Source organism: Salinilacihabitans rarus (genome assembly GCF_024296665.1).
Lineage (GTDB): Archaea > Halobacteriota > Halobacteria > Halobacteriales > Natrialbaceae > Salinilacihabitans > Salinilacihabitans rarus.
Map to the genome: position 1 here is coordinate 1277782 of NZ_CP100762.1, position 22555 is coordinate 1300336.

General features: G+C 69.3%; 20 protein-coding genes. 14 read left to right on the top strand and 6 right to left on the bottom strand.

Annotated features, from left to right (window positions below; all coding sequences use genetic code 11):
- Positions 1–41 precede the first annotated feature (41 nt).
- The 5 genes from NKG98_RS06780 (at position 42) to NKG98_RS06800 (ending at position 4232) form a co-directional block, all read left to right on the top strand.
- Positions 42–491 carry a MaoC family dehydratase gene (locus tag NKG98_RS06780; protein ID WP_254768901.1) on the top strand — a complete coding sequence of 150 codons (450 nt, stop codon included), beginning with the start codon at positions 42–44 and terminating at the stop codon, positions 489–491.
- A 65-nt stretch (positions 492–556) separates the two neighbouring features.
- Positions 557–1051, top strand: coding sequence for a cation:proton antiporter regulatory subunit (locus tag NKG98_RS06785; protein WP_254768902.1), 495 nt, complete (start codon positions 557–559; stop codon positions 1049–1051).
- 72 nt (positions 1052–1123) lie between these two features.
- Entirely contained in the window at positions 1124–2395 is a 1272-nt protein-coding gene (locus tag NKG98_RS06790) for a cation:proton antiporter (RefSeq protein ID WP_254768903.1), read from the top strand.
- Positions 2396–2447: 52 nt separating this feature from the next.
- Entirely contained in the window at positions 2448–3107 is a 660-nt protein-coding gene (locus NKG98_RS06795; RefSeq protein WP_254768904.1) for an HAD family hydrolase, read from the top strand.
- 72 nt (positions 3108–3179) lie between these two features.
- Positions 3180–4232, top strand: a complete 1053-nt coding sequence (locus tag NKG98_RS06800; RefSeq protein ID WP_254768905.1) for a Leu/Phe/Val dehydrogenase — start codon at positions 3180–3182, stop codon at positions 4230–4232.
- A 7-nt stretch (positions 4233–4239) separates the two neighbouring features.
- Here the strand turns inward: NKG98_RS06800 and NKG98_RS06805 are convergent, their stop codons facing one another.
- The 3 genes from NKG98_RS06805 to NKG98_RS06815 are packed head-to-tail and all read right to left on the bottom strand — an operon-like array spanning position 4240 to position 5802.
- Positions 4240–4620, bottom strand: a complete 381-nt coding sequence (locus NKG98_RS06805; RefSeq protein ID WP_254768906.1) for a DUF7993 family protein — start codon at positions 4618–4620, stop codon at positions 4240–4242.
- A gap of 23 nt (positions 4621–4643) precedes the next feature.
- Positions 4644–5120, bottom strand: coding sequence for a DUF2240 family protein (locus NKG98_RS06810; RefSeq protein WP_254768907.1), 477 nt, complete (start codon positions 5118–5120; stop codon positions 4644–4646).
- Positions 5121–5166: 46 nt separating this feature from the next.
- Positions 5167–5802: a ribonuclease H family protein gene (locus NKG98_RS06815; protein WP_254768908.1), complete on the bottom strand. Its 636-nt coding sequence runs from the start codon at positions 5800–5802 to the stop codon at positions 5167–5169.
- A 350-nt stretch (positions 5803–6152) separates the two neighbouring features.
- Between NKG98_RS06815 and NKG98_RS06820 the strand changes: the two genes are divergently transcribed.
- From NKG98_RS06820 to NKG98_RS06845, 6 genes are all read left to right on the top strand, one after another.
- Positions 6153–7745, top strand: a complete 1593-nt coding sequence (locus tag NKG98_RS06820) for an ABC transporter substrate-binding protein (protein ID WP_254768909.1) — start codon at positions 6153–6155, stop codon at positions 7743–7745.
- A gap of 112 nt (positions 7746–7857) precedes the next feature.
- Positions 7858–8847: an ABC transporter permease gene (locus NKG98_RS06825; RefSeq protein WP_254768910.1), complete on the top strand. Its 990-nt coding sequence runs from the start codon at positions 7858–7860 to the stop codon at positions 8845–8847.
- Positions 8844–9845, top strand: a complete 1002-nt coding sequence (locus tag NKG98_RS06830; RefSeq protein ID WP_254768911.1) for an ABC transporter permease — start codon at positions 8844–8846, stop codon at positions 9843–9845. The genes NKG98_RS06825 and NKG98_RS06830 overlap by 4 nt, the downstream gene beginning before the upstream one ends.
- Positions 9838–11148, top strand: coding sequence for an ABC transporter ATP-binding protein (locus NKG98_RS06835; RefSeq protein WP_254768912.1), 1311 nt, complete (start codon positions 9838–9840; stop codon positions 11146–11148). The genes NKG98_RS06830 and NKG98_RS06835 overlap by 8 nt, the downstream gene beginning before the upstream one ends.
- Entirely contained in the window at positions 11145–12482 is a 1338-nt protein-coding gene (locus NKG98_RS06840) for an ABC transporter ATP-binding protein (protein WP_254768913.1), read from the top strand. Before NKG98_RS06835 ends, NKG98_RS06840 begins: the two co-directional genes overlap by 4 nt.
- Positions 12483–12632: 150 nt before the next feature.
- On the top strand, positions 12633–13565 hold the full coding sequence (locus NKG98_RS06845) for a DMT family transporter (protein ID WP_254768914.1): 933 nt from the start codon (positions 12633–12635) through the stop codon (positions 13563–13565).
- A 66-nt stretch (positions 13566–13631) separates the two neighbouring features.
- On the opposite strand, the gene NKG98_RS06850 is transcribed toward NKG98_RS06845, so the two are convergent.
- Together NKG98_RS06850 and NKG98_RS06855 are read right to left on the bottom strand one after the other, a co-directional pair.
- Positions 13632–13910: a DUF8028 family protein gene (locus NKG98_RS06850; RefSeq protein ID WP_254768915.1), complete on the bottom strand. Its 279-nt coding sequence runs from the start codon at positions 13908–13910 to the stop codon at positions 13632–13634.
- Positions 13911–14145: 235 nt separating this feature from the next.
- Positions 14146–16374, bottom strand: a complete 2229-nt coding sequence (locus tag NKG98_RS06855) for a CDC48 family AAA ATPase (protein WP_254768916.1) — start codon at positions 16372–16374, stop codon at positions 14146–14148.
- 224 nt (positions 16375–16598) lie between these two features.
- Here NKG98_RS06855 and larC point away from each other — a divergent pair, with 224 nt between their 5' ends.
- Positions 16599–17921, top strand: a complete 1323-nt coding sequence (gene larC / locus NKG98_RS06860; protein ID WP_254768917.1) for a nickel pincer cofactor biosynthesis protein LarC — start codon at positions 16599–16601, stop codon at positions 17919–17921.
- 109 nt (positions 17922–18030) lie between these two features.
- On the opposite strand, the gene NKG98_RS06865 is transcribed toward larC, so the two are convergent.
- On the bottom strand, positions 18031–18459 hold the full coding sequence (locus NKG98_RS06865; RefSeq protein WP_254768918.1) for a hypothetical protein: 429 nt from the start codon (positions 18457–18459) through the stop codon (positions 18031–18033).
- 895 nt (positions 18460–19354) lie between these two features.
- On the opposite strand from NKG98_RS06865, the gene NKG98_RS06870 reads away from it, so the two are divergent.
- A complete protein-coding gene (locus NKG98_RS06870; protein WP_254768919.1) occupies positions 19355–20536 on the top strand; it encodes a sugar phosphate nucleotidyltransferase in 1182 nt (393 codons plus the stop codon).
- The gene (gene glmS, locus NKG98_RS06875) at positions 20536–22332 is read left to right on the top strand and encodes a glutamine--fructose-6-phosphate transaminase (isomerizing) (RefSeq protein ID WP_254768920.1); all 1797 of its coding nucleotides are present in this window, start codon (positions 20536–20538) and stop codon (positions 22330–22332) included. The genes NKG98_RS06870 and glmS overlap by 1 nt, the downstream gene beginning before the upstream one ends.
- Positions 22333–22555: the final 223 nt, after the last annotated feature.

Here is a 22555-nt window from a genome sequence, read left to right on the forward strand (position 1 = left end):
GGCGGAGAAACGCTTTGATCCCGGCGCCCCTTCTCGGGGGTATGCCGAAGTACTTCGAGGAGTACGCGGTCGGCGACGTCAGCGAGTTCGGCGAGCGAACCGTCACGCGCGAAGAGATCGTCTCGTTCGCGGAGCGGTACGACCCCCAGCCGTTCCACGTCGACGAGGAGGCGGCCGCGGAGTCGATGTTCGGCGGCCTCGTCGCCAGCGGCTGGCACACCGCGGCGGTCTGCATGCGCATGTTCGTCGAGCACATGGCCGACGAGGCGTGGCTGGGCGCCCGGGGCGTCGACCGACTCCGGTGGATCCAGCCGGTCCGGCCGGGTGACACGCTGTCGGCGACGGCCGAGGTCGTCGACAGGCGCCCCCACGAGGACGACCCGACCGTCGGCCACGTCGACACGAAGCTCACGGCGTACAATCAGGACGGCGAGGCGGTCCTCTCGTGGGTCGGCCTCGGGATTGTCCGGCGTCGGCCCGGGGACGACTGACGGGCGGCCGTCGACGGCCCGCACCCGTCACGCGTTTTTATTAGCCTCCGTTCGCTCGTTACCGTATGGCAATCTACGAGAGCGACCTCCCCGGCGTCGGCAAGAAGTTCGAGGTCGAACTCGACGGCGAGGAGCGACTCATCATCGTCACCCACAACACCGGCAAGCGGGAGGTGTTCCTGAAGCCGGATGCGGACGCCGACGGCGAGAAACTGTTCGAGGTCTCGGATCGGCTCGCGCGGACCATCGGCACCATCCTCGAAGGGGCGTACTTCCAGCCGGTCCAGACCGAGCGCGTCGAGACGATGCTCTCGGACGAGACGTTCATCGAGTGGTACGGCGTCTCCGAGGACGCTGAACTGGCGGGCCGGACGCTCGCCGAGGCGCGGGTCCGCGAGCGCACCGGCGTCTCGATCGTCGCGATTCAGCGCGACGACGAGGTCGTCCCCGCGCCGTCGCCGGACACCGTCATCGAGGCCGGCGACACGCTCGTCGTCGTCGGCGACCGGGAGGACTGCAGGGAGTTCGAGACGCTGCTCGGGACCGTCGACGAGCCGTGACGGGACGGATGCACGCGGTGCCGGTGCCGGGGACGGAGCGGCGGCAGAATCCGGGTCGAGGGGTGACACCCGGTGGCTGAGACCGCGCTGATCGACGTCGGCGTGCTCTTCGCGACCGTCGCGGTCGCGGGCCTCGTCGCGAACCGGCTCGACCAGTCGGTCATTCCGTTCTACATCGTCGCGGGAATCCTCCTGAGCCCGTACGTCCTCGGCTCGCTCGACCTCCCCGCGTTGCTCGGGACGGGAGCCGTCCCCCACGGCGAGGCGCTGGCGCTCTCGGGCGAGTCCGAGTTCGTCCACCTCGGGGCGGAACTCGGGATCGTCTTCCTGCTGTTCTTTCTCGGCCTCGAGTTCAACCTCGACCGCCTGCTCGACGCCCGCGAGCGCATCGGCAAGGCCGGGACCGTCGACCTCGCGATCAACTTCGGGATCGGCCTGCTGCTTGGCTACGCGCTGTTCGGCGCGTTCGTCCCGGCGTTTTTCGTCGCCGGGATCGTCTACATCTCTTCGAGCGCGATCATCACGAAGTCGCTGCTCGACCTCGGCTGGATCGCCAACGACGAGGCCGACCCCATGCTGGGGACGCTCGTCTACGAGGACCTGTTCATCGCCGTCTACCTCGCCGTCGCCGCCGCGCTCGCGGTCGGCGGCGGCGACCTCGGCGCGGCCGCGCGCTCGATCGGCCTCGCGATCGGGTTCATCCTCGCGTTGCTCCTGCTGGTCTCGCTCGGCACCGCGTGGTTCCAGCGCAGCCTCGACACCGATACCAACGAGTTCGTCGTCCTCCGGGCGATCGGGATCACCGTCCTGATCGCCGGCGCGGCGCTCGCGCTGGGGGTCAGCGAGGCCGTCGCCGCCTTCTTCGTCGGGATGGCGTTCTCCTCGACCGACCACGTCCACGACCTCGAACGGCTGCTCGAACCCGTCCGCGACACGTTCGCGGCGATCTTCTTCTTCTGGATCGGCCTCGAAACGGACCCGCGGCTGTTCCTCGGCGTCGCCGGTCTGGTCGCGGTCGCCGCCGCGCTCACGACCCCCTCGAAACTCGTCAGCGGCTACCTCGGCGGCCGGATCTACGGCCTCGACGAGCGCCGGTCGCTCCGGGTCGGCCTCGGGATGACCACCCGCGGCGAGTTCTCGCTGATCATCGCGAGCGTGGCACTCGCCGGCGCCGACGCCGCCCTCGCGGAGGTCGCGGGAACGATCTACGCCTTCGCCGTCGGTTACGTGCTGGTGATGAGCGTGCTGGGGACCTCCCTGATGGGCTACTCCGACCGGATCGAGTCGGTCGTCGTCCCGCGCCTCGAGTCGCCCCGCGGCGGCGCCGCGCCGACGGACGACTGACCGCGGCGCCGAGATGGACACCTTCAAATCGACTCGCGCCCTGTCCGGGCGTATGCCACGGGCGGTCGTCTTCGACCTCGATTACACCCTGGCGGTCCCCGAGCGCGACCGGGCGACGATCCTCGCCGAGGCCGCGGAGGAAGCCGGCGCCCCGCCGCTCTCGCGCGAGGCGTACCTCGACGCCCACCGGCGCAACCTCACCCGCGAGACGCGCGAACCGATCTTCGCCGACCTGCTCGACGGCCGCGACACCGACGCCGACCCCGCCGCGGTGGCCGCCGCCTACCGCGAGACGATCGCCGACTCGCTGGCTCCCCTGCCCGGCGTCGAGGGGATGCTCGACGACCTCCGGTCGGCGTACCGGGTCGGCCTGCTCACCAACGGCCCGGTGCTGGCCCAGCGGGACAAACTCGCCACGCTCGGCTGGGAGCGGGCGTTCGACGCCGTGCTCGTCACCGGCGAACTCGCGGCCGGCAAGCCCGACGAGCGGGCGTTCGCGGCGGTCCTCGACGAACTGTCGGTCGCCTCAGACGAGGCGGTCTACGTCGGCGACGAGGTCGAGGCCGACGTCGCCGGCGCGACGAACGCCGGGATGGACGCCGTGCAGGTGCTGCTGCCTGACGGCCCCGGCCCGGACCCGCGTGCGGTCGCCTACGTCGAACAGGCCGACATCGCGACCGAACTGCCGGGGATCGTCGCCGACCTGAACTGAGCGACGCAGGCGGCGAGCCACGTGGATCATAAATGACCACGTTATTAGTGGGGTTCACGCAAATATTGCGACATGGTCCACGACGCGATGCTCGAGTCCGGCCACGAGCAGGTAACCCACTTCGTCGACGAGGAGACCGGCTTGCGAGCGATCGTCGCGATCCACGACACGACCCTCGGCCCGGCGCTCGGGGGGACGCGCCTGCTGCCGTACGAAACCGAGGCCGACGCGCTCCGGGACGTGATGCGCCTCTCGCGGGCGATGACGTACAAGGCCGCGGCGGCCGACCTCGAACTCGGCGGCGGGAAGGCCGTGATCGTCGACGACCCCGACGAGAAGACCGAGGCGAAGTTCCGCGCCTACGGCCGGATGGTCGACCGCCTCGGCGGCCACTACATCACCTCCGTCGACGTGAACACGGGCGTCGCGGAGATGGACGTCGTCGCCGAGGGGACCGACCACGTCGTCGGAACGAGCGACGGCCTCGGTGACCCCTCGCCGGTCACCGCGCGGGGCATCTTCTCGGGGATCCGCGCCAGCGTCGAGACCGTCTACGGGACCGACGACTTCGACGACCGCACCGTGGTCGTCCAGGGCGTCGGCAAGGTCGGACAGAACCTCGTCGGCCTGCTGCGCGAGGCGGGTGCGACGGTGAAAGTGAGCGACGTCGACGAGGCGGCCGTCGAGTCGGTCGTCGCCGAGTACGGCGTCGAGTCGGTCGCGCCCGAGGACGTCTACGACGAACCCTGCGACGTCTTCGCGCCGTGTGCCGTCGGCGGCGTCATCAACGACGAGACGATCCCGCGACTCGACTGCGACGTCGTCGCCGGCGGCGCGAACAACGTTCTGGCGGAGCGACGCCACGCCGCGGATCTGCACGAGCGCGGCATCCTCTACGCGCCGGACTACGTCATCAACGCCGGCGGCCTGATCACCGTCGCGAAGGAACACGAGGGCGGGACGATGGCCGACGCCATGGCGGAGGCCGAGGCGATCGGCGACCGCCTGCTCGACCTGATCGGACGCGCCGAGGACCACGAGACGACCGTCCTCGACGCCGCCGAACGGTACGCGAGAGAGCGCATCGGCGGCGCCGACGAGGCCCGCGTCGCCTCGCCGCAGTAGCCGACTCTCACTCCGCCGCCCGACTCGCCGCCTGCAGGACGTCCGTCGCCCGTTTGACCGCCGCGCCGCTCTCGACGAACACGAGCGTCTTCGGCGGCCGCGTCGCCTTCGGCCGGGCGCGCAACGCGGCGGCCTCCGCGGCGTCGACGGCCGCCTCGCGCCCGCCCTCGAACTCGAGGTGGACGCGCTCGGGGTGGACGAACGCGCGGGCGAAGCGCTCGCCGTCGCGTTCGAGGTCGTACGCCCGGGCGCCGTCGGCGGTCGGTTCGACGTCCCGGTCGGCGTTCGTCACGGCGAAGCGGGCGAGTTCGCCGTCCTCGCGGCCGTCGACTTCCGAGGCGAGCAGTTCCGCGATGCGCCGGCCGTCGGTGGTCCGATCCTCGACCATGGTCGGGAGTCGGTGACGCGCGGTTAATCCCCTTCGCCTTCGCTTTCGCCTTCGCCCTCGGTCAGCGCCGCGCGCGCGACCGGGACGAGGTCCGAGACGTCGACCCCCTCGCGGCGGGCGTGGACGACCGCCGCGGCCTCGATGGTGATCCCCAGTTCCCGCTGGCGGGCGTTGATCGCGCCGACGGCCTCGTGTTTCTCCGCGCCGTCGGCCACCAGCGCGTCGAGGACGCGCTCGAACGTCGAGCGCTCGCGCAGCAGGTCCTCGTCGGGGACGAACCCGTCGGGGACGGCCGTCTCCGCGGGGTCGAACGTCGCCGCGAGTTCGTCGCCGTCGCGGTCGAGCAGGCCCTGCTCGGTGGCGACGTCGACCAGTCGTTTGGCCTGATCGGGCGAGAACCAGTCGCGGTCGAGCGAGAGCGCGACGACGAACTCGTTCTCCCGGAGCGTCCGGGTTCCGTTCCGTTTGAAGGGCGCGGCGACGGCGACGCGGAGGCTCATCGGCGCGGGACTCTCTCGGGCGGGAGAATAACCGTGGCGGTTCGGTTCAGTCGGAGGCCCGACCGCCGTCGTGGCGGTTCGCCCGCGACGGCGGCGGGAACCGGCCGGCCGTCGACTCCGGCGGTTCCGGGAGGACACAGCGGTCGAGTTCGCGGTTGACGTGTGCGTACCGGTCGGGGGCGTTCGCGAGGGGGTGAGCGGGGTTCTGGTCGCTGTCGATGCGGGCGGCACGGACCTCGTCGAACCCGTTGAGTCGCGCGCGGATGCCCCGCCAGTGGTTGGTGCTCGCCGGCGGCACCGAGAACGGCCGCGGGGGGCGGCCGTCGGGGTGGCTCGCGGCGAGGACCGCCGCGTTGACGTTGCTGGCGAGGTCGTCGTGGTCGACGAGGACGCCGACGCGGGCGTCCGGCGGCGCCCGCGCCGCCAACACGTCGAGGCCGAGGTGGAGCGCCCGGTACTCGGCGACGTTGTTGTCCGGCGGGGCGTCCGTCGTCGCGACGCGGCCGACGCGGGCGCCGTCGCGCGTCTCGATCACCGCGCCGAGACCACCGCCGGACTCCCTGAACGATCCGTCGGTGGCGACGTAGAAGTCACGGTGGTGAGTGCGGGGAGGGTGAGCGATGTGCGGCGTCGGCGACTCGTCGAACAGGTTCCGCAGTGCGGGCCGGCCGTGAGCGGCCATGGTCGGTATTGCTCGGTCACCGACTTAACTGTGTTGTCGACTCGCAACGGGACTCGAAACTTCGGGCGGACCGTCGACCAACCGGCGGGCCGCGATCCGTCCCGCCGCCGGCATCCCGTCCCCGCATCGATCGGTGCGCGAACCGTTTCGGTCGTTTACGCGCTGGTTCGCGCGCGGTCGAGGGCCGCGCCCGTCCGGACCGTCGTGGATGATCGTAGACCAACTATGCCCGACGTTACGCCTTTGTACAGTAATACCTTTCTGCGTTAATCTAATAGTATGTTATCCTTACTATTCATTCCTAACTATCAATACGTATATTGCCGGCCTTGCTCCTTCATGCGACTGGTATGGCGGATGCTACCAAGACATGGGTGACACGCCGATCGCTGCTCCGGTATACCGGGTCGGCGACGGCGATGGCGGGACTCGCGTCGATGGCAGGGGTCACAGGGGCTCGAATGCAGGAACTCGACGAACTCACGATCACGCTGTCGCAGTTTCCGGACACGATCGATCCGCTCGATCACATCACCGGGGACTACTTCGACGTGTACGACCACATCTACGAGCCGCTGTTCGACTTCGAACCGGGGGAGGGCATCTTCCCGCGGGTCGCCGAAGAGTGGGAAGCACAGGGTGACGGGACGACGCTCGTCCAGTTGCGAGACGACGTCGTCTTCCACAACGGCGATTCGCTCACCGCCGAGGACGTCGCGTGGACGATCGATCGGACGGTCGATCCGGACATCGGCGTCCCGAGTCCGATCGGGACGTTCGGGCTCGGCTCGATCACGGGAGCGGAGGCGGTCGACGATACCGTCGTCGAGATCAGCTACAGCGCCGCACCGGGGCTCGCGGAGTTCGAGTACGGCAATTACGCCCGCGCGATAGACAGGGAGTGGGCGATCGAGAACCACAACGCCGAGGAGGACGCGATCTCCGGCGCCAATCCCGAGGACTTCAACGGTACCGGACCGTACGAAGTCGTCAGCTTCACGCCGGGCGAGGAGATCGTCGTCGAGCGGTTCGACGACTACTGGGGCGAGGAGGTGCCGTTCGAACGCGTGACGTTCAACGCCTCGGGGGAGTCGGCCAGTCGGGTGGCGGCCCTCGAGACGGGCGAGGCGGACCTCACCATCAACGTCCTGCCCGAGGACGTCGCCACGGTACAGGAGACGCCGGGCATCGAGATCCGGAACGTGACGAGCTTCCGGAACATCTTCTGCCCGATGAAAAACACCGTCGAGCCCTTCGACAGCCTGGAGTTCCGACAGGCGATGAACTACGCCGTCGACAACGAGGAGATCGTCGACACGATCCTCAGCGGCTTCGGCGAACCGCGAGGACAGCCGGTCGCGCCCGGGATCAACGGCTTCAACCCCGACATCGAGCCGTACGAGCAGGACGTCGGCACGGCCGAGAGCCTCGTCGAGGAGAGCGGCTACGGCGGCGTGGAGATCGAACTCTACGCGCCGTCGGGGCGGTACCTCGCCGACGCCGAGGTCGGGGAGACCGTCGCCGACATGATCGACCAGCTCGACAACGTCAGTTGTCAGGCCAACATCGTCGACTTCGGCGTCGTCTCCGACGCGAACCAGGCGGGCGTCGATCCCGACGAGATCGACATCGCCTTCTACATGATCGGCTGGGGGACCATCACCGGAGACACCGACTACGGCGTCCAGGGCTTCTTTACGATCCCGGACAACCCGGACCGGACGTTCGACGACGAAGAACTCAGCGACGCGATCCTGGAGAGCCAGCAGATCGAAGACCCGGAAGAACGCGAACAGGCACTTCAGGAGGTCAACCGACTCGCCCACGAGAAGGCGCCGTTCGTGTTCCTCCACACCCAGGAGAGCATCTACGGCGTCAGAGAGGAGATCCAGTGGGAGCCCCGTCCGGACGAGACCATCTACATCTGGGACATGGAGGTGTGAGTAATTAGCTCCAGTGTAAGAGATCGACAAGCGAGCGGGAGAGAGCCACTCCCCGCACGACGCGACGGCCCCGTAGACGGCCGCCCGAGCGTACCGACAGCCTGATCGATCGATGTCCCTCGGAAAATTCCTGGCCCGACGAATTCTCCAGGGGGTGTTCGTCCTCTGGGGCGTCGTCACGATTCTGTTCGCGCTCCGGGCGGTCTCACCCGGTGACCCGGCGACGCTGATGCTCGGCGAGGGCGCGAGCCAGGACCTCATCGAGCACGTCCGGCGAGAGGAGGGGCTGAACGAGCCGATGTACGTTCAGTACCTCGAGTACCTGCGGGGGATCGTCGTCGGCGACTTCGGCTACTCCTGGCAGTCGAGGCGGGACGTCGAGGCGATGGTGATAGAGCGCATCCCGGCGACGATCGAACTCGCGGTGGCCGCGACGATCGTCGCGATCGTCATCGCGATCCCGCTCGGCGTCGTCTCGGCGACCCGCCGGAACCAGCCCTCCGACTACGGGGCGACGCTGTTCTCGCTTCTGGGGATCAGCACGCCGAACTTCTGGCTGGGACTGATGTTGATCCTCGTCCTCGGCGTCTGGGCGGGGATCTTCCCGACCGGCCGGCGAGGCGTCGGGTTCGCCGACGCCGTCAGGATGTTCGTCGAGACCGGATCGGCCGCCGAACTGGCCACCTGGGTGAAATACATCACGTTGCCGGCGCTCACGCTCGGGACGTACTTCACGGCGCTTATCACACGGCTCACCAGAAGCGGGATGATCGACGAACTCGGCAAGCCCTACGTCACGGCGACCCAGGCGAAGGGGCTGCCGAACGTCCTCGTCCGGTACAAGCACGTGTTGCGCAACACGATGATCCCGATCATCACCGTCCTGGGACTGCAGATGGGGACGCTCATGGGCGGGGCGGTCATCACCGAGACCGTCTTCAACTGGCCGGGACTCGGCCTCCGTCTCGTCGACGCGCTGCACGCGCGTGACTGGCCGCTCATGCAGGGGATCATCCTCTTCGTCGCCGGCGCGTTCGTGATCATCAACATCGTCGTCGACGCGCTGTACGCCTACCTGAACCCACGGGTGACCGAGGAATGATTTCGGATCGAACCAGATCGAACCTGAAACGCACGTTCACCGAGAGTCTGCTGCCGAAGGTCGGCCTGCTCTTGCTGGTCGCTATCGTCCTGATGGCGATCTTCGCGCCGCTTCTTGCCACCCACGACCCGTCGCGGACGGGCTACTACACCGAGGAGGGGACGGAGTACCCGCCGCTTGGCCACGAGTTATCGACGACCGTCGCCCAGGAAGGCGAGTTCGCCGAGGTGACGGTCGAACCGAGCCGCGAGCACGTCCTCGGGACGAACAACGTCGGTCAGGACGTCTACTCGCGGTTCGTCTACGGCGCTCGCGTCTCGGTCCTCGTCGGACTCCTGGCGACGGCGCTCGCGATGGCCATCGGGGTTCCGGTCGGACTCGTCGCGGGCTACTACGGCGGCCGCGTCGACGACGCGCTGATGCGCGCGGCCGACGTCATGCTGGCGTTCCCCTCGCTCGTGCTCGCGCTGGCGCTGATCGGGGTCTTCGGCACCTCGCCGGTCTACGTCCCCGATCCGATCGTGACGGCCGGCTTCGCCGAGGGGATGCCCGAGCGGATCCCGATACCGGGGTCGGTCACGGTCGTCGGGGCGCTTGTCATCTGGGTCTGGTTCGCCCGCGTCGCCCGCGGGGAGGCACTGGCCCTGCGCAACCAGGAGTACGTCAAAGCCAGCAAGAGCTTCGGCATGCGCGATAGCGCGATCCTGTTCAAACACGTGCTGCCGAACAGCCTCACCCCGATCATCGTGCTGGCGACGATCCAGGTGGCGGTGATCATCCTGCTCGAGGCGTCGCTCGCGTACCTCGGATTCTCCGGGACGACGCTCTCGTGGGGCTACGAGATAGAGCGCGGTCAGGACGTCCTCCGGACCCGCCCGTGGGTCTCGATCGTGCCGGGGATCGGGATCATGCTGACGGTGATCGCCGTCAACCTGCTGGGTGACTGGTTCCGCGACGCGTTCGATCCGAACATCGGGGGAGGTGAGCGCGGTGCCTGACGACGTCCTCCGCGTCGAGGGCCTCTCGACGCGGTATTTCACCGAGGAAGGACGGGTAAACGCCGTCCACGACGTCGACCTGCGACTCGAGCGCGGCGAGGTGTTCGGCATCGTCGGCGAGTCCGGGTCGGGCAAGAGCGTCACCGCCCGATCGGTGATGGACCTGATCGAGTCGCCCGGCCGGATCACCGACGGCGAGATCTGGTACCGGAACGAGGAGTTCGCCGAGGCCGTCGCCGGTCGCCATCCCGACGCCGTCGAGGGAGACGCGGTCGAACTCCGGTCGATCCCGGAAGAGGCCAGACGCTCGCTGCGCGGGAGTTCGTTCAGCATGATCTTCCAGGACCCCGAGAGCAGCTTCAACCCCAGTCTCACCGTCGGCGAACAGCTAGCCGAGGCCGTCGAGGTCCAGCGCCGGGCGAGTGCACGACCCCGTTCGGGGGTCGCCCGGACGCGCGGATCGGAGTACTCGCTGGGATCGTACGTGGTCTCCTGGGGCGTCCCGTCGAAGCGGTACGTGAGCCACGAGAGCCGGGAGCGGGCGGTCGAGTTGCTCGAACTGGTCGGCATCCCCGACCCCGCCGAGCGCGCCGCGGAGTACCCCCACGAGTACTCCGGCGGGATGCTCCAGCGGGCGATGATCGCCCAGGCACTCGCCGGCGAACCCGACGTGCTCATCGCCGACGAACCCACCACCGCGCTGGACGTCACCATCCAGGCCCAGATCCTCGAGTTGCTCGCCGATCTTCAGGCGGAGACGGGGATGACGATCCTGCTGATCACGCACAACCTCGGGGTCATCGCCCGGATGTGCGACCGCGTCGGCGTCATGTACGCCGGCGAAATCGTCGAACGCGGCACCCTCGAAGACGTCTTCGCTCGCTCGACCCACCCGTACACTAGGGGCCTCCTCGGAAGCGTTCCGGACCTCGAAGCGGCCGGCGGTCGACTCCAGCCGATCCCGGGGAACGTCCCGAGTCTCCTCGACCACGAGATGTCCGATCGGTGTTACTTCGCCGACCGCTGTCCGAAGGCGATGGACGACTGCCTCGACCACCCACCGGAGTTCGACGCCGACGGGAGCGCCGACCACGAGGTGCGCTGTGTCCTCGCCGAGGTGGAGTACGACGAGTCCCGGGCGCTCCCCGAGGACTACTTCGAACGGGCGGACGCGAGCGAAACCGGGACGCGTCCCGTCGCCGCCGCGGACGAGGAACCGCACCGGGCCGGCCCGGGGACGGGCCGGGAGGCCGAGACGACGCCGGCCGGCGACGGCTCGCCCGACGGGGGTGACACCCGATGAGCGGCGACGAGCTGCTGGTCCGCGTCGAGGAGCTGAAAAAGTACTTCTGGGAGCAGGACTCGCTGCTCGACCGCCTGCTGGGCGCCGAGCCGACGGCGGTCCGCGCGGTCGACGGGGTGAGTTTCGAGGTCTACTCCGGGGAGACCCTCGGGCTGGTCGGCGAGTCCGGCTGTGGAAAGTCGACGACCGGCGAGACGCTGTTGCGCCTCCTGTCGCCCACCGACGGCCGCGTCGAGTTCCGCGGTCGGGACGTGTACGGCCTCGCGGGCGAGGCGCTGGAGACGTTCCGCCGGGAGGCGGCGATCGTCTTTCAGGACCCGTTCTCCAGTCTCGACCCACGGATGACGATCGGCCAGATCGTCAAACAGCCCCTGGACGTCCACGACGTCGGCACCGAGGCCGACCGACTCGAACGCGTCGAGGAACTGCTCGAACGCGTCGGGCTCTCGGCCGACCAGTTCGACCGCTACCCCCACGAGTTCTCCGGCGGCCAGCGCCAGCGGATCGCGATCGCGCGGGCGCTCGCGCTCGAACCCGAGTTCGTCGTCCTCGACGAACCGACGAGCGCCCTCGACGTCTCCGTGCAGGCCCAGATCCTCAACCTGCTCGCGGACCTCCAAGAGGAGTTCGGCCTCACCTACCTGCTGATCAGCCACGACCTCTCGGTGGTCCGCCACGTCTGTGACCGCGTCGCCGTCATGTACCTCGGCGAACTCGTCGAGGTCGGTCCCGCCGCGGAGTTCTTCGCCGATCCCAAACACCCCTACTCCCGGGCGCTGTTACAGAGCGTCCCGCGGGCGTCGATCGAGGAGCGAGAGCGGGAGGTCGACCCGCTGGCCGGCGACGTGCCGTCGCCGCGGAACCCGCCCTCGGGCTGTCGGTTCCGGACCCGGTGTCCGGTGATCATCCCGCCGGAGGAGATGGCTATCGACCAGCAGGCGTTCCGTCTGGTGACCGACGTCCGCCAGCGGATCGCCGATCGCGAACTCAGCGTCGAGGAGATCTGGGCCGACCTCGGCGTCGACGACCCCGACGGAGACGTCCGCGCCCGGCGCGCGGACGAGTTCGCCGCCGCCACCCGCCAGCGGATCGCCGGCGACGCGCTCCCGCCCGCTCACGAAGCCCGCGTCGAGGACGCCCTGACCGCCCTCGCGACCGGCGACTGGACCCGGGCGGCCGACGACCTCCGCGAGCGCTACGAGAGCGTCTGCGAACGCGACCACCCCGCGCTGGGCGACACCGAACACCCCGTGGCCTGCCACCACTACGACGACCGCGGTCGGGGATCGGTTCCGGACGTCGGCGCGGCCAGCGAGGAAGGGGTCGCGGACTGAGCGGCCCCGGCCGAGTCGAGGGACCCGACTCGCGGGCGATACGCGGCGGCGACCGCGCCGACGAGGGCGAGCGTACGCGCGGACGGTGGACGAGCCCCGCGCTCCATTTCGAAGCGAAACCTATAGGCCGGATCGGCGGGGAGTCCAACCGTGAGCCGGTACCGAAACCTCGCGCTCTTCCTCACGCTCGCCGCCGTCTGGGGGACGGCGTTCGTCGCAATCAGCGCCGGCCTCGCGCACTTCCCGCCCGTGCTGTTCGCGGCGTTGCGCTACGACGTCGCCGGGGTGGTGATGCTGACGTACGCGGCCGCGGTCGTCGACGACCCGCTGCCGCGCGGGCGCGGCCAGTGGCTGCTCGTGCTCGTGGGGGCGACCCTGCTGATCGCCGCCTACCACGCGTTCCTGTTCGTCGGCCAGCAGAACACGACGGCGGCCGCCGCGGCGATCCTCGTGAGCCTCTCGCCGGTGCTCACGACCGGCTACGCGCACGTACTCGTCCCGTCGGACGCGCTCTCGCCGGTCGGCGTCGTCGGCGTCGTCCTCGGCCTGCTCGGCGTCGTCGTCATCGCCCGACCGACGCCGTCGGACCTGCTCGCGACGGACGTCGTCGCGACGCTGCTGGTCTTCCTCGCGGCCGCGTCGTTCGCGCTGGGGAGCGTCCTGACCCGCCGGATCGGCGCGACGATGCCGATCGAGTCGATGGAGGCGTGGTCGATGCTCGGCGGGGCGGCGCTGTTGCACGCGGCGAGCGTCGGCCTCGGCGAACCGATCGACCCCGCCGTCTGGACCCACCCCACGGCGCTCGGCGCGCTCGTGTACCTCGCGCTGGTCTCGAGTGCCCTCGGCTTCCTCATCTACTTCGACCTGCTCGAACGGCTGGGCGCCGTCGAGATCAACATGGTCTCGTACGTCGCGCCGGTGTTCGCCGCGGTCTTCGGCTGGCTCCTGCTCGACGAGGTGATCGACGCGCCGACCGTGCTCGGCTTCGGCCTGATCGTGGCCGGCTTCGTCCTCGTCAAGCGCCGCGCGCTCCGCGACGAGGTCGGCTACCTCCGGCGGGCGTACTCGGAGTCGGGGGACTGACCGGGAGCCGTCGCGCTCGGCGTCGGGAGAACGAAGGGAAAGCGGCGAGGCGAGTGAACCGCCCGGTTAGCGCCGGTGTGAGTGGCCGACGTAGAGCGCGAGGAGGTTCAACGCGAGGAGACCGAGAAACGTCGCCGTCTCGGTCGAGTTCGAGAGGCCGGTAGCGAGCACGGGGACGTGCAGGAACGGCAGGACGATAGCCGTCCAGAAACTCGCCACGCGAATCGGTTTCGCGAGCGAGGGGACGCGTCGCTCGAGCGCGCCCTGATTTGTGTGCTGTTCGTCGGAGCCGACGTCGCGGGCCGACGTCGCGCGCCGGTCGTGGGTTGCGGGGGGACTCGACATTCGGTGCACCTGCGGCGTCACCCACCTACCTCGAACTCGCTCATATATTCCGCCGTGCGTTTCGCGATCTTGAGAACAGTTCACGCGATTAGCCACAGTTAACCGGAGTTCCGATCGACGGCGCGGCGACCGGGGCGGCGTTAGGTACCGGTTTACGGCCGCGAGCGGGCGTCGAGCGTGGCCGACACCGGCGACGCGAACCGGCGAGAAAAACGAGACCGAGCGGGACGGAGCGTTACTGGAAGCCGATCCGGCTGCCGCGACGGCCGGTCGGTTCGGCCGCGTTCGTACCGCCCTTGAACTCCTCTTTGATCTGCTCGTAGTAGTCGAGGATGTCGTCGGTGATCGTCGGGCGGACGTTCTCCATCGCCTTGCGGAAGTGACGCATCTCGACGATGTCCGCGTCGGGGTCCTCGCGCAGCGCCTCGATGGCCGCCTCGCGGGCGATCGATTCGAGGTCGCTACCGACGTAGCCGTCGGTGATCTCGGCGATCTCGCGCAGGCTGACGTCGGCGGCAAGCGGCGTGTTCTCGGTGTGGATCTCGAGGATACGCTCGCGGCCGTCGGTGTCCGGCTCGCCGATCATCACCAGCCGGTCGAACCGCCCCGAGCGCAACAGCGCGGGGTCGATCATGTCCGGCCGGTTGGTCGCGCCGATCACCATCACGTCCTCCATCTCCTCTAGCCCGTCGAGTTCGGTCAGCAGCTGGTTGACGACGCGCTCGGAGACGTTCGAGCCGACGTCGCCGCCGCGGCCGGGCGCCAGCGAGTCGAGTTCGTCGAAGAAGACGACCGTCGGCGAGACCTGCCGCGCCTTGCGGAAGGTCTGGCGGATCGCCTTCTCGGACTCGCCGACCCACTTGCTGAGCAGTTGCGGGCCGCGCACCGAGATGAAGTTGGCGTTGGTCTCGTTGGCGACCGCTTTCGCCATCAGCGTCTTGCCGGTGCCCGGCGGGCCGTACAGCAGGACGCCTGCCGGCGGGTCGATCCCCATCCGCTGGAACTTCTCGGGGTTGGCCAGCGGCCACTCGACGGACTCCTGGACCTGCTGTTTGGCCTCGTTGAGGCCGCCGACGTCGTCCCAGCTCACCTTGGGGAGTTCGACCAGCACCTCCCGCATCGCCGAGGGCTCGACCTCGCTGAGCGCGCCGCGGAAGTCCTCGCGCTTGACGATCATCCGGTCGATGAGACTCGGCGGGATGTCCTCCTCGTCGAGGTCGATCTCCGGCAGGTACCGCCGCAGCGCCTTCATCGCGGCCTCCTTCGTCAGGCTCTCGATGTCGGCGCCGACGAAGCCGTGGGTCTCGTCGGCCAGATGCGAGAGGTCGACGTCGTCCGACAGGGGCATCCCGCGGGTGTGGATCTGGAGGATCTCCTCGCGGCCCGTCTCGTCGGGGACGCCGATCTCGATCTCGCGGTCGAACCGGCCCGGCCGACGGAGGGCGGGGTCGACGCTGTCGACCCGGTTCGTGGCGGCGATGACGATGACCTGTCCCCGCGCTTCCAGCCCGTCCATCATCGTCAGCAGTTGCGCGACGACGCGCCGTTCGACCTCACCCGTGACGTCCTCCCGTTTCGGCGCGATGGAGTCGAGTTCGTCGATGAAGATGATGGAGGGCGACTCCTCGCTGGCGTCCTCGAAGATCTCCCGGAGTTGCTGTTCGGACTCGCCGTAGTACTTCGAGATGATCTCCGGGCCGGCGATGGAGAAGAAACTCGCGGAGGTCTCGTTGGCGACCGCCTTGGCGAGCAGCGTCTTGCCCGTCCCGGGCGGGCCGTGCAGCAGGACGCCCTGTGGCGGCTCGATCCCCAGTTTCTTGAAGATCTGGGGGTGTTTCATCGGCAGTTCGACCATCTCCCGGACGCGCTGGATCTCGCCTTGCAGGCCCCCGATGTCCTCGTAGGTGATGCCGCCGCCGGTCTTCTCGAAGCCCGAGATGGGCTCCTCGCGCAGTTCGACGTCGGTGTCCTCGGTGATGAGGACGACGCCGTCGGGTTCGGTCTCGACGGCGATCAGCGGGATCGCCTGCCCCGGCGAGCGCATGAACGGGTGGTTCGTCGAGGACATGACGGGGACGATGTCCCGGCCGACCACGGGCCGCTTGAGGATCTGGCGTTTGACCATCCCGGCCGCGTCGGAGCCGAACTGGACCGAGGCCTCCTCGGGCGGGGCGAGGGTGAGCTTGTTCGCCTTCGTGGCCTCGGCCTTGCGGATCGTCACCCGCTCGCCGATGCCGACGTCGGCGTTCTGTCGGGTGAAGCCGTCGATGCGGACCGTGTCGGTGTTCCAGTCCTGCCGGTCCGCCCGCCACACCTTCGCGGCGGTGGTGTCGGCCCCTTCGATCTCGATTATGTCGCCCGGACTCAACTTGAGATGCAAGAGAGTGTCCGGGTCGAGACGGGCGATTCCGCGACCCGAATCGTTCGGGTACGCCTTCGCGACCTCCAGTTGGACTTCGTTCATGATTGGGAGAGGGACGGGGTGGTGTTCATTCCGGTTCCGGCTCGGATAGGTTTTGTGTTAGCGAGGGTATGCCCCACCATGCTAGCCGCTGCCATGAGAAAGTCGGTCGGGAGCATACATAGATGTACCGGGAGCGACCGCTTCTTGCGAATTCGACCCGTCGCCGGCGACCCCGACCGCCCCGAGAGGGTGAGTTTTTGGTTCCGCCGACCCCGGTCGTAGGTATGGACACACTCGCGTTCGACGGCCGGGCCGGCGCGAGCGGGGACATGATCCTCGCCGCCCTGCTGGCCGTCGGAGCCGACCCCTCGGTCCTCGACCCCGTCGAGGACGCGCTGGACCTCGAGTACCGGATCGGCCGCACCGAGAAGTGCGGCATCGCCGCGACGGCTGTCGACGTGGTGTTGACGGGGTCGGACGGCGGAGCCGACGGCGAACACGGTCACGGAGACGGGGGCGAGGACGGGCACGACGCACACGCCCACGACCACGACGAGGACGGGCACGACCACCACGAGCACGATCACGTCCCCGCCGAGGGTCACGGCCCCCACCGGAGCTATCCCGAGGTCCGCGAGATCGTTTCGGAGATGTCCCTCCCCGAGTCGGTCGAGCGCGACGCGCTGGCGACCTTCGAGATCCTCGGCGAGGCCGAGGCCGCCGTCCACGGGACCGACCTCGAAGCGACCCACTTCCACGAGGTCGGCGCCGACGACGCCATCGCGGACGTCGTGGGTGCGGCGCTGCTGCTCGACGACCTCGACCCCGACCGCGTCGTGACGACGCCCCTGTCCGCGGGCGGCGGGACCGTCTCCACGAGCCACGGCGAGTACCCCGTTCCGACCCCCGCGGTCGTCGCGGTCGCCGAGCGCGCCGACTGGTCGCTGCGCGGCGGCCCCGTCGAACGCGAGTTGCTCACCCCCACGGGCGCGGCCATCCTCGCCCGCGTCGCCGAGGGCGTCGAGACGCTGCCGGCCGTCGACGTCGAGTCGGCCGGCTACGGCGCCGGCGGCTACGACCTCGACCCCCACCCGAACGTCCTCCGGGCACTCGTCGGCCGGGCGGAAGGCGACCTCGTCCGCGACGAGATCGCGGTCCTCGAGACGAACCTCGACGACGCGACGCCCGAAGTGCTGGGCGGCCTGCAGGAGCGCCTCGCCGACGCCGGCGCGCGGGACGTCTCGATCCTCCCGGCGACGATGAAGAAGTCCCGGCCGGGACACCTCGTGAAAGTGATCTGCAAGCCCGCGGACCGCGAGCGGGTCGCCCGTCGGCTGGCCGAGGAGACCGGCACGCTGGGCGTGCGCGACGCGGGCGCCACCCACCGGTGGATCGCCGAGCGGGCGTTCGAGACGGTCGACCTCGACGTCGACGGCGAGACCTACGCGGTGACGGTGAAGGTCGCGAGCGACGCCGACGGCACAGTGTACGACGTCAGCGCGGAGTACGACGACGCGGCGGCCGTCGCCCGCGAGACCGGGCTGGCGGTCCGCGAGGTGATTCGGCGGGCCGAACGGTCGGTCAAAGCGAGAGGTTCGTTCGAGTGAGGCGACCGGTTCGCGGTTCCGGGGCTACTTCCGACGCGACGTTGTCGATAAAATGAACCGCGAAGAATCGTACCGAGTTACGCTGGATCGTTTTCAACGGGGAGGGTAATTATCCCGCGTTGACCGGTTCCAGGTCCAGACTCACGTCGAACTCGACTTCCTGTTCGTTCCCGGTGTCGGCTTCCTGATCGATGTTAGCGACGTTCACCTGCTCGACGCTCTGTCCCTGGCTCACCGTAGCCGTGGCGCTGGCGCCCGCGGTGGCGCCGTCGCCACTCTTGTGGTGGTCACCGTCACTAACGGCGGTCGCGGTGGCTTCGGCGCTAGCGGTCCCTATCTGGTTGTTGTTGTTCTCCTGGTTCACCTCGGCGATGTTCACCGCGTCACCGCTCGTCTGGTCGCCGAAGTCGATGTCGATGAGGCCGTCATCGACGTTGTTCATCGGACCGTCCTGCGCCGCTGCCGTGCCCGCCAGCCCCACGGCCATGAGACTAGCGATCATCGCTACTGCCAGTGTGATCGTGATTGTGCGCTTCATAGGTTCTTGAGTCCTCTTCAGGCACGCATCACACGCCCGATGTGTGACCGTCGGACGGAGCGACGGATTCGTCGCGGACGGGGCCGACCAACTCTCCGCTGGTGGCGCCGTGACGCGTTGCCCGGTCGTAGCTCATCACTGACCGCCACTTATACCCGGAGAACAGTTTCGAAGGAATAAGCGGATTAGAGGCGCGAAAATCGTCTCTCGGTCGTCGTGGGTGAGTGTCACCGTTCCGTGAGTATCGTTTCGCCGCCGTTACACGAGCGCCGTCCTGTCGCTTCCGAATGGGTAGCCCCGGCCCGTCGCCGCCCTCCGACCGCGGAAATCGGCTCTATCACGTGACCGACGGGCCGCGAAAGTTACCAACGACCGTTTTTCGTGGGCAAAACGACGATGTAATCCGCGCCTCCGACGGCCGGAGTCGTCGTCTGGCGGCCCCGACGCTTCGCTTCTCGGTCACCCGACCGGTGTCGGCGGACCCGACGGAGACGGCAGTTCACGGACGCCGGAGTGACGCGTGAGCCAGCGCCGCCCTCGGCGGTCGCGGCGACCGAATCCGGAGTCTCGCGCCGTCGCGTTCGGGCCGAGCAGGCGGCGCCCGGCGCCGTTCGGAGGCCCTCACGAGCGGTTTCGTTCCCTCTCCGGGGAGAAATACCGACGTTCGACGCCCGAAACGGAGGTCCCGACCGCGGACCGGCGACGAACCCGTCCGCCCGCGACCGGCGGCCGACCGCCCGCTCGCGTCGGCGGATCGCGCCGTCCAATCCGTCGGCGGGCAAGACACTGTTTCTGCGAGCGAACCGGCGGCAGTTCACAGCGGTTCGGTATATTGTCTGTTGAACTGACGTGACGATCGCAGGAGCGAACGACACCCGCGTCGGTACCGCCGGACATGCCCGTCGACACCGCGGTCGTCCTCGCCGCCGGGGAGGGGACCCGCCTCCGGCCGCTCACCCGGAACCGTCCGAAACCGATGCTCCCGGCGGCGACGAAACCGATCCTCGAACACGTCCTCGATCGCCTCGCGAACGTCGGCGTCGGCGAAATCATCGTTGTCGTCGGCTACGGACGCGAACGGGTCCAGTCGTACTTCGGGCCCTCCCACCGGAACGTCCCGCTCACGTACGCCACGCAGGAACACCAACTCGGGACGGGACACGCCCTCCTCGCGGCCGAGTCGGCCGTCGACGGGACGTTCCTCGCGATCAACGGCGACCAGATCGCCGACGCCCGGATCGTCCGGGACGTCGTGGACGCACACGACGGCGCCGCCGCGACGCTCGCGCTGTTGCGACGGCCGAGCGTCGCCGGCTACGGCGGCGTCCTCGTCGACGACGGGCAGGTGACCGGGATCGTCGAGAACCCGTCCGACGACGGGGAGTACCTGCTCAACGCGGGCGTCTACGCGCTCGAACCGTCGGTGTTCGACGCCGTCCGCGAGGCCGAGCCACGCGACGGGGAGCACTCGCTGGTCGACGGGCTGACGCGGCTCGTCGAGGCCGGCGCGGAGGTGCGGGGCGCGGTCTCGGACGGCCTCTGGGTCGACGCCACGTACCCGTGGGACCTGCTCGACGTCTCCGTCGAACTGCTGGACGAGGGCGTGGTCGACGGGAACCCGCGGGAGGCCAGCCGGCAGACGGCGACCGTACACGAGTCCGCCGTGATCCGCGACCCGGTCGTCGTCGACCGCGACTGCGCGATCGGGCCGGGCGCCGTCGTCGGCCCGTACGCGTGTCTCGGCGAGAACGCGACCGTCGGCTCGAACGCCGTCGTCCGGCGGAGCGTCGTCGACGCCGACGCCCACGTCGGGGACAACGCCACGCTGGTCGACTGCGTGACGGGAACCGGCGTCACGGTCGGACCGGGGTCGACGATCCCGGGCGGCCCGGGCGACGTCCGCGTCGGCGACCGCGTCTTCGAGGACGAGGCGCTGGGCGCGCTGCTGGCCGACCGCGTCCGCGACCGCGGCGCCGTCGGCTACGTCCCGGGGGCGATCGTCGGTCCCGACGTCGAACTGGAGACGGGGTCGACCGTCCGCGGGACGATCGAGGAGGGAACGGAGGTGCGGTCCTGATGTGTGGCATCGTGGGCTACGCCGGCGAGCGGACGAACGAGGACGTCGTCGACGTACTGCTAGACGGCCTCTCGCGGCTCGAGTACCGGGGGTACGACTCGGCGGGTCTCGCGGTCGCGAACTCCTCGATCTCGGTGGTCAAACGCCGGGGCGAACTGTCGGCGCTCGAGGAGGCCGTGCCGGCGGACGACCTCGAGGGGTTCGCGGGGATCGGCCACACCCGCTGGAGCACCCACGGGCCGCCGACCGACGCGAACGCCCACCCGCACACCGACTGCGACGGGACGGTCGCCGTCGTCCACAACGGCATCATCGAGAACTACCAACCACTGCGGGACGAACTCGAAGCCGAGGGCCACGAGTTCGACAGCGAGACCGACACCGAGGTCGTCCCTCACCTGATCGAGCGGGCGCTCGACCGGGGCGACGACGTCGAGACGGCGTTCCGGCGAACGATCGATCGACTGGAGGGGAGTTACGCCGTCGCGGCGGTCTGTGCCGACCGGGAGACCGTCTACGCCGCCCGCCAGCAGTCCCCGCTGGTCCTCGGGGTCGGCGACGACGGCTACTTCCTCGCGAGCGACGTCCCGGCCTTCCTCGAATACACCGACGAGGTCGTCTACCTCGAGGACGGCCAGTTCGCCTCGATCCGCTCCTCGGGCGTCGAGATCACCGACGAGAGCGGCGCGATCGTCGACGTGCCCGTCGAGACCGTCGACTGGGACCCCGAGGACGCGGGCAAGAGCGGCTACGACCACTACATGCTCAAGGAGATCCACGAACAGCCCCGCGCGATCCGCAAGTGCCTCCGGGGCCGTCCGCGGGCGCTCGAAGGCACCGTCTCGATCGACGAACTCGACGACGTGCCCCGCCCGGAGCGCGTCCACCTCGTCGCCTGCGGGACCTCCTACCACGCCGCGCTGTACGGGGCGCGGCTGTTCCGCGAGCGCGGGATCCCGGCGACGGCCGCCCTCGCGAGCGAGTACGCCGTCGACGCCTACCCCGTCGACGACGGGACGCTGGTCGTCGGCGTCACCCAGAGCGGCGAGACCGCCGACACGATGCGCGCGCTCCGGGACGCGGGCGGTCGGGGCGCGCGGACGCTCGCGGTCACCAACGTCGTCGGGAGTTCGGCCGCCCGCGAGTGCGATCACGTCCTCTACATCCGCGCCGGCCCGGAGATCAGCGTCGCCGCGACGAAGACGTTCACCTCCCAGCAGGTCGCGCTGGCGATGCTCTCCAGCGCCCTCGCCGACGCCCGCTCCCGGGAGTTCGTCGAGGCGCTGCGGGCGCTGCCCGACCGGCTCCAGTCGGTGCTCGACGACTCCCGCGCCCGCGAGATCGCAGACGAGTACGTCGACGCCGACGCGTACTTCTTCGTCGGCCGCGGCTACGCCGCTCCGGTCGCCCGGGAGGGGGCGCTGAAGATGAAAGAGATCAGCTACCGGTACGCCGAGGGGTTCCCCGCCGGCGAGTTCAAACACGGCCCGCTGGCGCTGATCACCGACCGGACGCCCGTCTTCGCCGTGATAAACCGGGAGGCGAACGCGGAGAAGATGCTCGGGAACGTAAAGGAAGTCGCGTCCCGCGGCGCCCCCGTGATCGCAGTGACGGACGCGCCGGAGGCGGTCGGCCACCACGCGGACCACGTGCTGCGGGTGCCCGACACGCACTGGCGGTTCACCCCGATCCTGGCGAACGTCCAGTTGCAGTTAGTGGCCTACTGGGTCGCGAACCGCCTCGGACGGTCGATCGACAAGCCGCGGAATCTGGCGAAGAGCGTCACCGTCGAGTAACGCGGTACTGCGCCGCCGCGGCCCGGTGCCTCGTCGAGCGGGAGCGGCGACGGGATCGTGCCCGCGCGATACGGCCGGAATAACGATGAAACCGTGAGATTAGGTCGAGGGAAGCCGACGGGCGGCGCACACCGCAGTCCGCCCGGCGCGGCTAGGAGCACGTTTCCCGACTCGAACGGACGACGCGGTTTTATGCCGGGCGCTGATACCGGTCGAAAAACCG

What these genes read in the sequence shown, in the direction of transcription:
- NKG98_RS06825 (WP_254768910.1), top strand. Translation starts at nt 7,858, where the DNA reads ATGTCCCTCGGAAAATTCCTGGCCCGACGAATTCTCCAGGGGGTGTTC.
- NKG98_RS06800 (WP_254768905.1), top strand. Translation starts at nt 3,180, where the DNA reads ATGGTCCACGACGCGATGCTCGAGTCCGGCCACGAGCAGGTAACCCAC.
- NKG98_RS06840 (WP_254768913.1), top strand. Translation starts at nt 11,145, where the DNA reads ATGAGCGGCGACGAGCTGCTGGTCCGCGTCGAGGAGCTGAAAAAGTAC.
- glmS (WP_254768920.1), top strand. Translation starts at nt 20,536, where the DNA reads ATGTGTGGCATCGTGGGCTACGCCGGCGAGCGGACGAACGAGGACGTC.
- NKG98_RS06865 (WP_254768918.1), bottom strand. Translation starts at nt 18,459, where the DNA reads ATGAAGCGCACAATCACGATCACACTGGCAGTAGCGATGATCGCTAGT.
- NKG98_RS06820 (WP_254768909.1), top strand. Translation starts at nt 6,153, where the DNA reads ATGGCGGATGCTACCAAGACATGGGTGACACGCCGATCGCTGCTCCGG.
- NKG98_RS06810 (WP_254768907.1), bottom strand. Translation starts at nt 5,120, where the DNA reads ATGAGCCTCCGCGTCGCCGTCGCCGCGCCCTTCAAACGGAACGGAACC.
- larC (WP_254768917.1), top strand. Translation starts at nt 16,599, where the DNA reads ATGGACACACTCGCGTTCGACGGCCGGGCCGGCGCGAGCGGGGACATG.
- NKG98_RS06780 (WP_254768901.1), top strand. Translation starts at nt 42, where the DNA reads ATGCCGAAGTACTTCGAGGAGTACGCGGTCGGCGACGTCAGCGAGTTC.
- NKG98_RS06855 (WP_254768916.1), bottom strand. Translation starts at nt 16,374, where the DNA reads ATGAACGAAGTCCAACTGGAGGTCGCGAAGGCGTACCCGAACGATTCG.
- NKG98_RS06795 (WP_254768904.1), top strand. Translation starts at nt 2,448, where the DNA reads ATGCCACGGGCGGTCGTCTTCGACCTCGATTACACCCTGGCGGTCCCC.
- NKG98_RS06805 (WP_254768906.1), bottom strand. Translation starts at nt 4,620, where the DNA reads ATGGTCGAGGATCGGACCACCGACGGCCGGCGCATCGCGGAACTGCTC.
- NKG98_RS06785 (WP_254768902.1), top strand. Translation starts at nt 557, where the DNA reads ATGGCAATCTACGAGAGCGACCTCCCCGGCGTCGGCAAGAAGTTCGAG.
- NKG98_RS06850 (WP_254768915.1), bottom strand. Translation starts at nt 13,910, where the DNA reads ATGTCGAGTCCCCCCGCAACCCACGACCGGCGCGCGACGTCGGCCCGC.
- NKG98_RS06815 (WP_254768908.1), bottom strand. Translation starts at nt 5,802, where the DNA reads ATGGCCGCTCACGGCCGGCCCGCACTGCGGAACCTGTTCGACGAGTCG.
- NKG98_RS06870 (WP_254768919.1), top strand. Translation starts at nt 19,355, where the DNA reads ATGCCCGTCGACACCGCGGTCGTCCTCGCCGCCGGGGAGGGGACCCGC.
- NKG98_RS06830 (WP_254768911.1), top strand. Translation starts at nt 8,844, where the DNA reads ATGATTTCGGATCGAACCAGATCGAACCTGAAACGCACGTTCACCGAG.